A 13693-nucleotide genomic window follows, 5' to 3' on the forward strand; every position below is an offset into this window, starting at 1 on the left:
GTGGATGACCCGGCAACTCCGCATCGAGCCTGACGGTGTCGCGATCGACGCGGCCGGCCATGACACCATCCTGCAGGCAGCACGACGCGGGGGCGTCGCGCTGCCTTACGAATGCGGCTGGGGCAGTTGCGGCGCCTGCAAGGTGACGCTCGTCGACGGCCAGGTCGATCTGGTCTTTCCCGGCGCGCCAGCGATCAATCCGCGCGACGCACGACGCAGCCGCATCCTGGCCTGTCAATCACGCGCGATCTCCGACGTCACGATCGCGCGTGGTCCCGGCGACTGGTCCGCGCCGACGCCGCGATGCGTCGAGCAACAGGCGATCCTGCGCGGCGTCGACGATCTCGCGCCGGAGATCCGCCAGTTCAGCTTCGAGACGGCCGAGCCGATCGACTTCCGGCCGGGTCAGTATGCGATCCTGCATCTCGGCGAAGGGCTGCGGCGCTGCTACTCGATGTGCAACCTGCCGGGCAGCAACGTCCTGCAGTTCATTGCCAGGCGCTACGATGGCGGCACGGGCAGCAACGCGCTCGCCGCGTTGATCCCAGGCGCGCAGATCACCATCGAGGCGCCGTTCGGCGCCTGCACGCTGCGTCGACAGCCGGGCCGCAAGGTGTTCGTGGCGGGAGGCACCGGCATTGCGCCGATCCTGGCGATGCTGCGCGAGGCTGCGGCTGCGCGCCTCGATTTCGGATCGCCCGCGGACGTCATCTACGGCGCCCGTACACCGGCGGATCTCGCCGCTGATGACATGCTGGCGGCGGCGATCGCGCAAACGCCCCGGACGCGCTACCTGCCCGTGGTCGAGCACGCGCCGTCCGGCTGGCCGCATGCGGCCGGCTTCGTCACCGATGTCATCAAGGCCGCGATCCCGGATCCCGCGGCGGCCGAGTTCTATGTCGCCGGCCCGCCGGTCATGGTGAACGCGGTCAGGTCGCTGCTGCGCGCCGCCGATGTTCCGATCACGCAGGTTCATTATGACAGCTTCGGCTAGAGCAGGCGTGCGCAGTGCTGCACCCGTCTGGGCGATGGCGCCTGGACTGCGCCGTCTCGCCACACGTCCCGGCAGCGCGCCGCGGCTCGCACCGACATGGCCCTGCCACCAGCTCGGCGACACCTCGCCCGCCGGATACGCCGCACAGCTCGTGTCCTGCGCCTGCGCGCTGGCTGGCGTCGAAGAGGTGCCGGCGCCGATGAACGCCGCAGGCCGCGCCTTCGCGCTCGATGACATCCATGCCATGGGCCAGCCGGAGGCCTTCGTGTTCGCGCCGGTGTGGCTCATTGTTCGCCCCGACGGGTCGCTGCACCTGACCTTGCGGCCGGAATGGGCGCAGAAGGTGGCGGCCAAGGGCTGGGGCACGGTGCATCCGTTCGCACGCTACATGGCCGGCGCCGTGCCGCCGCAGAGCCTCGTGGTCTACGCGCCGCGCGATCAAAGCGAGCTGGCGGTTGCTGCGCGGATCATCGCGGCCGCGCACTGCTACGCGAGCGGCCGCATCGGCGACGTCGCATTGCCCGACAGCCGGTGGTGAGCGATGACGGAGCTCTCGGCCATGACCAATGAAGGCGACATCAGGCGGTTTCGCATACGGCTGGAACGTCCGGAGGGGACGTTCACATTCGACGCCATATCCGACGAATATCTGCTGTACAGCATGATCGACGCCGGCATCGAGACGCCCTACATCTGCGAGCAGGGCTGGTGCCTCGCATGCGCCGCGCGCTTGGTGTCGGGCAACGTCGACCGCTCCGATGCGCTGACGGTCTACCCTCAGGACGCTGAAGCCGGCTTTCTGCTGCTGTGTTCGACCAAGCCCTGCTCGGATCTGGTCCTGATGCTCGACGAGCGCCAGACCCGACGGGACATGATGCAACACCGGATCGAGCACAATCAGTTGGCGCGAGCCTATCCGCCCGGCGCACGGCTCCGGTTTCGCCGCGGACGCGCTAAGGCGCGAGTCTGCGCGTGCACCCGTTCAGCGACAGGGACTCGAACAGATGAGCCGGCGACATCCGCTCAGATGGGGCTGATTGGATCAAAACCCAAATAGCCTCGTTTCAAGCGCCTCGCTTTCATTTCGGGGCCCGAGGAGGGCACACAGGACCGTTTCGACTTGAGTGGCGCATCCCTCGTCATTCGTCCAGCAGATCCAAGAACTGTTCGACCCGTCGTAAAGCAGGTTCATCGCTGCGCCCGGGATAGACGACGCGATCGCCCTCGCGCTGCAGTGACCGCGAGCGTAATTTACCGATCCTCCCTGCGAGCATCGTTGCAGCAATCGCATCCGGGCCGACATCGAGACGCATGATCCCCCGTTGCCTGCAACTTATCCTGAGCTTGGCGACAGCAAAGAAATTGCTGGCCTCGGATGGCAGCTTGCCGAATCGGCGGTGCGTTTCATCCTCGAGCTCCTCCAGCTCGTCATCACTCCGGCACCGAGCGGCTCGAGCGTAGATCTCCAGCCTGACCGCCTCCGATTGCACATAGCTCGAAGGAAGCAGCTCAGGAATGGGAAGATTCAACTCGGGGATCCAGAGCGCGGACATTCCATCGCGGTCTCCCTCCAGGGCAAGCGTAAGAAGGTGGCCGTAGAGCGTCGGTCCGAACACCTGCATGTGGCCGGATTGTCGATCGGAGCGCAGGTCGCCGCCGCCGCGGAGATCGAGGTCGCGAGCGCTGATCGCGAAGCCAGCGCCCGGACGGCTCAATTCCTCGAGAACGGAAAGCCGCTTTTCCGAGCGTTCAGAGCCACCTTCCGTCAGGAAATGTGCAAACGCCCGGATGCCGCCCCGTCCTACTCGCCCCCTGAGCTGATGCAATTGTGCCAGGCCGAATCTTTCGGGCCAGCACACAACGATGGTGTTCGCACGTGGGATGTCGAGGCCACTTTCCACGATGTTGGTCGCAAGTAGTACATCGGCACGGCCTTCGACGAACCCCATCAACCTCTCGTCAATCTCGTCCGTCGGCATCTTGCCGTGAATGGCAATGATACGTAGTTCCGGAGCCAGCGCATGGATCCTGGCGAGCATGGGATCGAGATCCTGGATCCGCGGACAAACGACAAAACTCTGACCGTTACGTCTGTGCTCACGAACCAGCGCAGCGGCGATAGCTATGTCCGAAAGCGGTGCGACCTTGGTGGCAACCGGAACACGATGGACCGGCGGGGTTGCGATCACGCTGAGATCCCTCAAGCCCGTCAAGCCGGCCGCAAGTGTGCGGGGGATCGGTGTCGCACTCATCCAGAGCCGGTGGCCGTTCTTATTGAGGCCCGACAGCATGGCTTTCTCGGCAGCGCCGAAATGCTGCTCCTCGTCAATGATGATCAGGCCAAGTTCGGCAAATCTCACTTCCTTGGATGCGAGCGCGAGGGTCCCGACGACGACCCTGAGTTCTCCGCTCTTGAGGCGCTCCCTTACCTCTCGCGCTTCGGCGGTCGAGGCCACCCGCGACAGGTTTCCAACATCGATGCCAAGAGGCGCAAAGCGCTTGCGGAAGGTTTCGACATGCTGTCGTGCCAGCACTGTCGTCGGCACGACGATAGCGACCTGCTTTCCGGCCAGCACGGCGGCTGCCGCTGCGCGCAGCGCCACCTCGGTTTTGCCAAAGCCGACGTCTCCACAGACGATCCGGTCCATCGGGTGCCCCGATGCAAGATCATCCAGAACGTCGCGGATGGCCTTCGCCTGATCGGAGGTGGTGAAATAGGGAAACCGCGCGACGAACTTCTCATAGACAGCAGGGCGCGGCACGAGCTTCGGAGCCGGGCGCCGCCGGCGCTGACTCATCTGCTTGGCCAGCTCCTTTGCGACCACGTGAATCTCCGTCTCGGCAGCGGCTCGCCGCGGCCGCCACGAGCTGCCGTCGGCCTTGTCCAGCGAGGTGTCTCCGAGCTCAGCGGCGTAAGGCCAGATCAGCGCCAATTCTGCGAGAGGAACGAGAACGGCGTCGTTTCCGGCAAATACCAACCTGACCATCTCGCGCGCCGAAAGATCTCCCGTGCCCATGGATCTCAGGCCGCCAAGGCGTGCGAGTCCACGTTGCAGATGAACGACCACGGATCCGAGTTCGGGGAGATCTCCCGAATCGAAGCCGGGCGTCCATGCCCAGTTCATCGGTTGCGGTTGGTGTGCCCTGCTGCCGAGCACGTCGGCAGCAGTGATGACCACGAGCGGCTTCTTTCCAGGAACGACAAAGCCCGCATCGAAGCCTGCCAACAATGCGGCCTGCTGCCTGCCCCTTGCGGTCGCGTGCGTCCAATCGGGCACGCATTCGGCCTTGATAGCGCTCATCCGGGCCATCACACGCAAATCAGCTTCGACCGCAGCGACGAAAAGCACACGTGCGCTTCCGCGCTGGGCTTCCTCGATAAATGCACGGAGCGCCTTCCGCGGAGAGGCTGCCTTGTAGAACTCTGGCGTCGCACGATACGGAGTGGTTGGCGGCAACACAGTGATCTTCTTGGCCGCCAGCTCCCATTCGCGTCGGCTGAGATAGGCACGGTCACGCTCACTGCGGGCGGCCGCATCCTCGATCGTGCTCAACCAGGTGTCGGCGTGCCTGGGCACGGTGCTGTCGGCGATCCATTTGGCGCGCGCACAATAGTCCAATAGGCTGGACCTTCTTCGAGCCCGGCCCGTGAACGCCAGCCGCTCGGACATCGGGTCAATCAGGAGTTCCTTCGTTTCGGAAATCACCTCTTGGTCTATCGGATTGATCGCTGCAATACGCCGGATTCTCCCTCCGGAATGCTCTATCCTAAAAGGTCCGAACGCGCCGGCCGGGAAGATCTCGAAGGTGTTGCCGTGAAACAAAACTCCACCGGGATAATCCGGACTGTCGTCCAGGTCGTACCCGAGAGCTTTCAGACGGGCCTCGAGGTCTTCCTCGGAAAAGACGGCCCCGGTCCGAAGGAGAAATCCGATACGAGACCAGTTCGCAGGCAACGGCAGGAGCTCCATTATGGCCTCCGCCGTCGCGATCAGCAGGATCGGCTTCTTTGCCCTGGCAAGGCGTCTCAAGACGGAGCTCCGCCGGCCCGCGATATCACGTGAAGGCTCAAGCTGATCGAACGGAAGCGTGTTCAAACGGGGATAGACGAGCACATCACAGGCCGGCTCGATAACTGGGATGATCGAACCCAACAGCTCGGCTCGGCTCTCATTTTCGGCGAGAAACACAAGTCCGCCCCGGCCCGAAGCGCGCCATTGCGCCGTAAGATACAGCGCCAACATGCCCAGCGGCGACGAGGAGGAAATGCCAGTCCGGATCGGAGCCTTCGTTGTTGCCGCAACAGATGTCTTCTTCCGCGGGGCGGCCTTTGGTGACGCGGAGCGCTTTGCTGATGTGTTCTTGCGCGGCATTGAGCCACGGGGCGTACGAAGAGCAGTGGTCACTGAATTCTCGTGCTGAATTGACGAATGCGAGGCAAGCCTGCGAATCTTTGTCGAGCTTTAGCGGATTCGACGGCTTCAAGGGATCCAAACTTCGGAGTGTCGATCACCGTTCTCCCCTTAAGTGCGACGGTGTCACCAACCAGCACCATCGTCGCGCTCCGCGTGGCAGACTGAGGTGCCATGACAACTATGACGCAGAGGATTCGTTCTTGAATGACCATGGTACGAGCGCGTTGATAAGCGTGATTACCGCCTTGGTGACTGGGCTGCACAGAATTCACGAGCCCGGCTGAGACGGCCTGCGGCGGGACTACCCGTCACCAGGTTTGAGCAGAGCCGGCGGTTGCCCATGCTATAAGCGATCCCGCGTGATCTCTGCCCTTATGGCTAAGGGCTTCTGCCGAAGCTGCTGAAGCCGCAACGTACAATAACGCAGTGACCCTCGATTCGGCACAATCAAGGCGAACTTCTCCGCGCTCAATCTTGAACGGCGTTCCTCGTGCTCGCTCTCCGTTGCGCCTATGTCATGAAGGAAGCGCTGAGGTTGAGAACGGGTCTTCGGATATTCACACTTGCTGGCCGCTACGTAATCTTGGGGTGCCGGGCGTCTGCCGTCGCGTGAGAAATTGCCGACTTGGGAATGACGCGCGCCCGTTCACCCCTCCACCGCCGGCGGCCGCGCCACGCCATATCGACGGTGACGTTTCATGCGTTCATGCCTTCCGCTTCGGAAGGATCGCGTCGAAAGCAAGCTTGCTCGACCGCTCGCCGCGATCGGTCTCCTTGCGGATGCCGAGCCAGACGAAAGTGCGGCCGTTGTACCAGCGCGTGCGCTGGAAGCTCTGGGTGACACGAATGCCCGCGCGCGGCACCTCCTCCTCATGGAGATTGTAGCCCTGCTGCTGCGGGAGGTCGAGACCGTGGCGCAGCAGATCGGTGCGAGGTTCGACGCGCACCGGCGGATCCAGGTCACGGTCGATGACCCGCAGCATTGCGGCGCGACGCAGCTGGATCTCGCGGCTGTCGTTGTCGATGTGCACCGGGATGAATGGGATCCAGTTCTCCGGCATCTCGCTCATCAGCCGATAGCGGATCGCGGCGTCGTTCTCGATCGGCGGCGCAGGTGCTGGGTCCGGCGGCAGGCTCTCCTCCACCAGGCGACGGAAATAGCGGCGGGTGTCGAGCGCGGCGCTGCGCCCGCTCTTGCTGTCGCCCGAAGCCAACATCACCCGCGACTCGACACCCCACACCATGTTGGCCATCTCGTCGCGGAACAGTTCCACCGACTCCAGCGGCTCGCTCTCCTGGATCTTCGGCACGCTGGGCACGATGAACAGGCTGAGATCGGCGGGAATGTCGTCGCTCCCCTTCGTCGCCAGCGTAAACATCGACCAGCGTTGCCAATCGGCGTCCGTGCCCTTGCCCGCGGCTTCGACCCAGATCCGCTCGCCGAAGACGTTGGTCACGCTCATGCCGGCGACCCGGGTGATCGCCCCGGCCGGCACGGTGAACGGCATCAGGAACCAATCGTTGGCGTAGACGAGGCCGAATTCGATCAGCAGCAGCTTGTTGACGTCCGTCGTCTCCGGATCGATGTCGCCGAAATTCGTTCGTCCCTCCTCAAAGGTCCACCAGCGTGTGTTCGGCATGCCGTCGAACTGGATCGGCGCCGGGATGAACGACGCCGTAAAGGTCGTCTCGACGGCGGCCGGCGGCGGCGCGTCCGCCAGGTCACCGAGTCCTGCGCCGGAGGCGTCGACGTCGAAGTTGTACCAGTCGAGATGCCCCTGGAAGTATTCGTCGGCGACCACGAGCTTCTCGCCGCCCGCCTTGGGCGCCGACGCTGCAAAGGCGTATTCGAGGCGATCGGGCAGCCAGGCATCGGCGGCACCCGCGGCGGGCTGGTAGAACGCCTCCCGGTACCAGCCAAGGAATTCCGCCTCCGCCGTCTCGATCGCAGCAGTGCTGGCCGGATTGCCGAGCACGACGAGGTCGTGCGCGTGATTGCCGGGCGCGGCCGTCAGATGCTCGACGAGGTCGTAGCCGTCCATCGACCGGCCGGCCAGCGCCGCCATCGTCTGCCAGGCTTCGCGATGGGCGGCGACCGGCGCATCGGCCTTGAGCGCCGGATCTGGCATGGCGACCGGTAGCGCCGCGATGAATTGCTGGGCAAGCCCCGGCTCGATGCCGGCGACGAGCTTCAGCCAGCGCCGGCCCAGGGCGATGCGGAGATCGAACGCGATCTTCTGGCCGGCGAGACGGAACGGGATCGGCCGCCGCTCGACCTTGGCTTCGAGCGGCACGTCGTCGGCGAACGCTTCCGGCGGATTGCCGGCCGCGCGGTATTTCGTCAGTTCGGTGGTCTCGATGTGTACCTTGGCGACGACGGGCGAGCCGGCGTCGTCGCCCTGAAACTCGCCCATCTGCCACTGCTTCGTCAGCAGCCACAGCGGATCACGGACCTCAGCCTTGAGCGCGCGGTCGAAATCGTGCGTGCGTGGACGGCCCTCGAGCCTGTTCCACAACGTGATGGTGGGCAGCTTCACCTTGCCGGAGAACACGGCGGAGAGGTTCTGAACCGCGACATAGTCAGCCATTGCCCGTCTCCGTCTCGGCCAGCACCGCGGCGAGGTTGTTGTTGAAAGCGAAGTTGAGCGAGGCCGTGATCGGATGGAAGGCCACGGCGGACACCAGCGCCGGCAGGAAGCGGGCATAGGCGGTCGTGTCGACGTGGTCGGGCTCGATCGCGCGCTTCTTGGCGAGGTCCATCGTCTCGCGTACCGTGTCGACGAGATCCTGCCACTGCCACGAGCCGACAAATTTCGGCGGCAACGCCAGCAGCAGAGTCTGCGGCGGTTCGGCGTTTGGCCGGTCGAAGTGGAACGCCAGACCGGTATCCTCGGTCGGGCGCGGGATCACTTCGGTCCACTCGTCGAGCAACAGCCCGAGTTGCCGCCGCGCCGGGTCGAAGCTTTCGGCGAAATGCGCGGTATAGAGCAGCTTGTCTTCGTCGATCACGAACGGCTTTCCGTCGGCATCGGTCTCCGGGAATTCGAGTCCGAGCCACGGCAACTCGGGGCGATGCGGAAATTGCAGCGCCTGCAGCGCGACGCCCGCCCCCGTGAACGCGTCGGCGAGATGCTGCGAAGCTTCCAGATCGCGCAGCTTCGACCGCACCCGCGCGACGCCCGTGAACCAGTCGTCGAGCGGAAAGCGGCGTCCGATCGTCGTCTTGAGGAACCCGAGAATGGTCTCGTCCGCCTGCGCCCCCGCGCCCCAGGCGTTGCTCCATTCACCGGCCTGCGCCGCTGGCAGACCGAAATCCGGAACGATCTTGAAATCTTCGCCGAACAGCAGCTTCGCCGCGGCGGTCAATGCCTCGATCTTGTTCTTCGCCTCCGCCGCGGCATCGTATTGATCGAGCCGGGCCTGGATCGCCGGCAGCCGCGTCGTCAGTTCGAGCGCGAGCGCGGCGGTGCGCTTCGCCATGTCCTCTGCGAGGGCGACGATCGCCGTGCGCTGTGCCGCGATGTCGATCGCCGCCGCGTCGAACGCGGCGTTCGCAGCCTTCGACGCCTCGATGCCATCATGCAGGGCGGCGAGATCGGACGCATTGTCGTAGAGCATGATCAGAACGGCGCGCTGTCCAACGAAGGCGGCGCGCTTGCCGCTCATGAGATCGTCGCGGAAATCGTCCGGCTGCGCCGGTAGAGGGTCGGTCGCCGTGGTCGCGATCAGCTTTTCGGCCACCCGCAGCGCCAGGAACTTCGCCGCGTCCGGCGCGCCGGAATCAGCGTCGTAGGCGAGTATGCGTGCGTCGAACTCGGCGAGTTGCCTGGTCCATCGAGCGATGTAGCCGGCGAGTACGGCGTGCAACTGGGAGAAGATCCGCCGCCGGTCGGCGTAGACGGCACCGGTACCGGTCTGCAACGCCGCGAATGGACCGAGACCCTGCATCACCGATACGAAGCCGGTGATCGTCTGCTCGATCTCCGTGGCGATCTGGGCCTCCTGCTTGGCGTCGAGGCGGGCCTGCAGCGCCGTACGGAAGGCGTCGAGATCCGCAAGCCGCGCGGCGAGCAGATCGCGCGGCAGCGTTGCCCGCTCGCGCGCGAGCGCCGCGTCGAGATCGACCGCCTCGTTCGCCTCGCCGGCCATCGCCATGTCGCTCGCCTTGAGCGGACGTGAACGCAGTAGCAGGCTTCTGAGATGCCGCACCAACGCCGACAGTTCGAACAGCGGCACATGCCCGGCGATCGCCGCAATCCTCTCGCGGTAGGCGATCGTCAGCATTGCGTCCGGGCGCGGTGCATGGACGGCGATCACATGCGCTTCGATCAGATCGTCGAGCGCCTTGGCGGCTGGATCGTTGTCCGGATCGAGCAGATACAGCAGGTCGATCGGCAGCAGGCCGAGATCGGCCTGCGTCACGTTGTAGGTGACGGAGGAGAGATCGAGCGGGTCGGTGACCGTCACCGAGCAGGCGACCGCTGCCGGCGGCGGCAGAATGCCCGCGAGCCAGGCGTTGAGCGCGGGCTCCGCCTTCGCCCGCGGCGATGTCAGCGCGCCGTCGTTCGGGTCGAGCCCGGCCTTGAGATGCAGCGCCACCCGATGGGTCAGCGTCACCCCCGACCGCGGCGTGCGCACCACGTCGGGGGTCGCCGGGAATTTTCCCTTGGAGTAGGTGTCGAGCACGGCGCCGGCGCGGTCGTAATTGCCCTGCACCACCTGATGCACGCTCTCTGCCATCGCGAGGTCGGCGACCGCGTCGGCGATGTCGGCAATCCGCGCGGCCTCGGCGGTGATCGCTGCGGCCTGCTGCGGGCTCGCCGCCGGCAGGTCGGCATCGTGGCCGAACGGGTAGCTGCTCACGCCGCTGGTCTTGATGTGTTCGACCAAAGCAAGGCCGTCGATGACGTTGCGCGCCTCCACCCGGTTGATCCGCAGTCGCCGACCGAACGCGTCGAGCCGGCCGGTAAGCGTCGGAGCCAGCCGGTCGCCGACCAGCGGGAACACCTTGCGGAGGTCGTAGATGAACCCGTCCACTTCGACGTCGTGGCGATCGTGCAGGCCGCGCTCGAACTGGTAGCCGAGCAGCGCGCCGAGGCTCTGCTCGCCCTTCATTCCCTCGATGATCGACAGCGCGATGCAGACTCGTTCCGAGCTGAGATTGACGGCGAGGCTGCCGGGATTGTCGGGCGTGGCGTTGGACAGATAGCCGTTGCGCAGCACCGCGGCGGTCACCGCTTGGTTCAGCGACGGCGCGTGGATGTAGCCCTGGTTGCTGCGGTCGCGCATCAGCGGCGGCGCATCCGGATCGGCGAAGATCGCCGCGAGGTTTGCCGGCAGTTCGACCGCCGTCAGCTTCTTGAACTCCGGCTTGACGTTCTCGAGCCAGCCATAGGCGCCGAGATAGATTCCGGTCTTCGCCTCGCCGGCCGGTGCGCCCGGCTGAGCGGTCCCCCGGCCGGCACCGTGCGGATAGCGCATCCGTTCCAATTGGCGGCTCATGATGCCGCCGTACCAGGCGTCGAACCGGTAGGTGCAGAGGTCGAGATGCTCGGCGAACACCCGTTCCAGAACCGCTGTCGGGGACCTCTTCAGCCGTTCGAGCGCATCGAGCTGGCGCTTGAGATACGCGGTGGCGACCATCGAGGTCAGCACCGTCGGGATGAACTCGCCGACCGTCCTCAGTCCCGTTCCGGTGACCGCGGCGTCGCTGCGGTGGAGGTAGCGCCAGCGGCTGCCGCCGGCCGCAGCCGGCACGGCGAGGCTCGCCTCCTCGACCTGAAAGAACTTCGGCTCGCGCCGCGCCGCCTTCAACTCGGTCTCGCCGATCAGCCCGGCATTGAAGAACAGGCGGATGCTGGTCTCGACGAAGCTCAGGTCGAGCGCGTGATGCAGCATGAGATACAGCAGCGCGTTCGGGCGCTGGGTGAAGCCCTGCTGCAGCCGCAGCGCATCGTGTGAGGTCGCCGCAGCCTTGATCAGCCAGCCGATGTAGTTGTCGCCGCCGGCGGTGTAGGCGCGGATCTGCTCGGTCTCCGACAACGGACGGTCGTCGATCAGCGGGCCCTTGAGCTGGTTGGGCGCCTTGAGAAAGAGTTTCTCGAGGATGTCCGGCACCTCGATCCCCTCGGGCGGCGTGTAGCCGAGCTGCTTCAGCAGATCGAGCCCGCTTCCGACATAGCCCGCGGCGAGCAGGAGCGCGACCAAGGCGCCGCCCGCCCCCTGCATCGCGAGGCGGTTGTACAGTTCCTTGAAGCTTTCGGCGAAGCGTTGCTGGAATTCCACCGATCCGGCGTGCAGGCCGAGGACATCGAGCAATATCTGATGACGGTCGCCGCCCGGCTTGCCGATGTAGGACACCCGCGACATCAGCGGCTCCAGATCGGCCTCGACCTTGCGCAGCAACTGATACAACCGCGTCAGGAACCGCAATTCCGGATCGTCCGGCGCGTGCGCGGCCCCGACTGCGACGTTCGCCCCCGCGAAGATCCACTGGATGCGCGAGCGCGGCGTCGCCGGCAGGATGCCGTAGGGCTGACGACCGACGCGGATCGTGGGCATCGGCCCGCGTGCCGACACGTGCCGGACGAAGAAGTCGCGGGTCCGCTCCACCGTCGAATCGTCGAAGATCGGATGAAGCATGCTCTCCATGAAATAACCGAGCGTGGCCGGCCACAGCGCCGTGTTCATGGCGCGGGCGTCGTTGACGTCGTGGCGATGGTAGAAGGGGATCACCGCCAGCGCGGCCGGATCGAGACCGAGCGTGGCGGCGAGGCAGCGTCCGTCTGTCCGCTCGAACCATCCGTCGGGGTCCAGGGGCGGAGTGCCGAAGTAGTGATCGAAGCTGACGTCGGACTCCTCGCGCCAGCTGTAGGCGGCGCCCTCGCCCTCGACGTTGTTGGTCGGCTGGCCCTGCGGCAGGATCGAGAACCCCGCCTTCGACTGATGATGATGGGCGAACAACTGCTCCAGCGCGACCCGGCCGGCGTCTGCATCGGCCCCGAGCCGCACACCGAGCACCATCAACTGATCGAAGCCACGGCGGAAGGCGGGCGGCGTCAGCGGCACCCGGAATCCCATGCCGATCTCGACGGCGCGGTCGAAGTTGCGCACCCATTCGAGCTCCGGACCGAACGTGATGTCGTCGCCGTCGTGCGCGACCGACGCGTCGTCCGTTCCGGTCGGCGACGGCGTGACCGGTAGCGGCGACGGAATCGGTTTTCCGAGTTGCTCGAGTTCGAGCGTTCCGCCGTTGTAACCGAGCAGGACGAGGCGATCAGGCACGATCCGGGCGGTCGCCGGCTGCGACCAGCCGGTCTCCCGCATCGGCGTGGCGTCCGCGGCGGGAAACTCCAGATACGCGGCGATGACCGTGGTGGTCGCGCGGTCCGCGCCCTCGGGCGGCGCGTCGGCGAGATTCCGCGGCCGGTACGCCTCACGGACCGCCGCGGCGCGCTCGGCGCCGAGCGCGTTGTCGAGCGCGGCGATCGCGTCCGTCTGCGCGGCCACGTCCGTGCCGGCGAGCCACAGCGCGATCCAGAATGCGCTGACCGCACCTCGCTCGGAATCGGCCAGCGGCGCGCTGGTCACCACCGTCAGGATCACGGTCGGCACGCCTTCCACCCTGGCCGGTCGCGCCGCCTCGTTGAGCGGACGATGAGTCTGGGTCACGTAGTAGGACCGCCCCGAGCCCTGTCCGCTCACGAGCGTTCGCCAGGCGGCCCGCTCCCCGGCGGGGTCGTGGTTCGCCCGCCAGACGTCGGCCCAATAGGCCTGGGCGCGCTTCACCTCGTCTTCCGACAACGCCTCCTCGAAGCTGTCGACGGCGATGTCGTCCGGATAAACCCGGACCCACAGCTCGTCGCGGTCGCCGCCGAATTCCGCCGCCTGCTTGAAGCGCGTTTCGATCCGCAGCGGCATCAGCAGGATCGGCGTCTGATCGGACAGCAGGCCGATGTTGCGGCGTGGGTCGCTGAAGTTCGCGAACAGCCCGCTATTGCGGACCACTTCGTCCTTCGCCGCCTTCAGCGCGCCGCCCAGCCGCTCGATCTCGGAGGCCGCCGCCTTGGTCTCCTTGTCGATCGCCGCCAGCGCCGGATCATCGGCGCCCTTGCTGACGCGCGCGGCCCGTGCGCGGTCGCGGATCAGCCGCGCGCGGGTGTGGCGAAGCCGGCCGATCTCGCGCGACGTCGCATCGGCCGCGGCGCGCGACGCTTCCAGCTCCTTGCGGATATCATCGAACTCGGACATTTCGCCTCCGCCGCCCCCTGTCGTGTCCGCTGCG

6 protein-coding genes are annotated in these 13693 nt (G+C 66.0%); 3 read left to right on the forward strand and 3 right to left on the reverse strand.

The genetic code is table 11. The features are described from left to right. The first annotated feature begins 4 nt into the window (after nucleotides 1-4). From QX094_RS08765 to QX094_RS08775, 3 genes are read left to right on the forward strand one after another with little or no spacing between them, the layout of a single operon-like run. Nucleotides 5-994, forward strand: coding sequence for a 2Fe-2S iron-sulfur cluster binding domain-containing protein (locus tag QX094_RS08765; protein ID WP_316187821.1), 990 nt, complete (start codon nucleotides 5-7; stop codon nucleotides 992-994). A 7-nt stretch (nucleotides 995-1001) separates the two neighbouring features. Continuing rightward, nucleotides 1002-1532, forward strand: coding sequence for a luciferase family protein (locus QX094_RS08770; protein ID WP_315716257.1), 531 nt, complete (start codon nucleotides 1002-1004; stop codon nucleotides 1530-1532). Between the two features lie 21 nt (nucleotides 1533-1553). Continuing rightward, nucleotides 1554-2051 carry a 2Fe-2S iron-sulfur cluster binding domain-containing protein gene (locus QX094_RS08775; RefSeq protein ID WP_316187822.1) on the forward strand — a complete coding sequence of 166 codons (498 nt, stop codon included), beginning with the start codon at nucleotides 1554-1556 and terminating at the stop codon, nucleotides 2049-2051. Between the two features lie 82 nt (nucleotides 2052-2133). Here QX094_RS08775 and QX094_RS08780 read toward each other — a convergent pair whose 3' ends face one another. From QX094_RS08780 to QX094_RS08790, 3 genes are all read right to left on the reverse strand, one after another. Then, nucleotides 2134-5238 carry a DEAD/DEAH box helicase gene (locus QX094_RS08780; RefSeq protein WP_316188202.1) on the reverse strand — a complete coding sequence of 1035 codons (3105 nt, stop codon included), beginning with the start codon at nucleotides 5236-5238 and terminating at the stop codon, nucleotides 2134-2136. Nucleotides 5239-6113: 875 nt separating this feature from the next. Next, nucleotides 6114-7997 carry a hypothetical protein gene (locus QX094_RS08785; RefSeq protein WP_316187823.1) on the reverse strand — a complete coding sequence of 628 codons (1884 nt, stop codon included), beginning with the start codon at nucleotides 7995-7997 and terminating at the stop codon, nucleotides 6114-6116. Further along, nucleotides 7990-13659, reverse strand: coding sequence for a hypothetical protein (locus tag QX094_RS08790; protein WP_316187824.1), 5670 nt, complete (start codon nucleotides 13657-13659; stop codon nucleotides 7990-7992). Before QX094_RS08790 ends, QX094_RS08785 begins: the two co-directional genes overlap by 8 nt. Nucleotides 13660-13693 lie beyond the last annotated feature (34 nt).

Source organism: Bradyrhizobium sp. SZCCHNS1050, from assembly GCF_032484785.1.
GTDB lineage: Bacteria > Pseudomonadota > Alphaproteobacteria > Rhizobiales > Xanthobacteraceae > Bradyrhizobium.

Bases quoted from the DNA above. Each gene is read 5' to 3' on its own strand.
- QX094_RS08775 (WP_316187822.1), top strand. From the start codon at position 1,554: ATGACCAATGAAGGCGACATCAGGCGGTTTCGCATACGGCTGGAACGT.
- QX094_RS08765 (WP_316187821.1), top strand. From the start codon at position 5: ATGACCCGGCAACTCCGCATCGAGCCTGACGGTGTCGCGATCGACGCG.
- QX094_RS08780 (WP_316188202.1), bottom strand. From the start codon at position 5,238: ATGTTGGCGCTGTATCTTACGGCGCAATGGCGCGCTTCGGGCCGGGGC.
- QX094_RS08785 (WP_316187823.1), bottom strand. From the start codon at position 7,997: ATGGCTGACTATGTCGCGGTTCAGAACCTCTCCGCCGTGTTCTCCGGC.
- QX094_RS08790 (WP_316187824.1), bottom strand. From the start codon at position 13,659: ATGTCCGAGTTCGATGATATCCGCAAGGAGCTGGAAGCGTCGCGCGCC.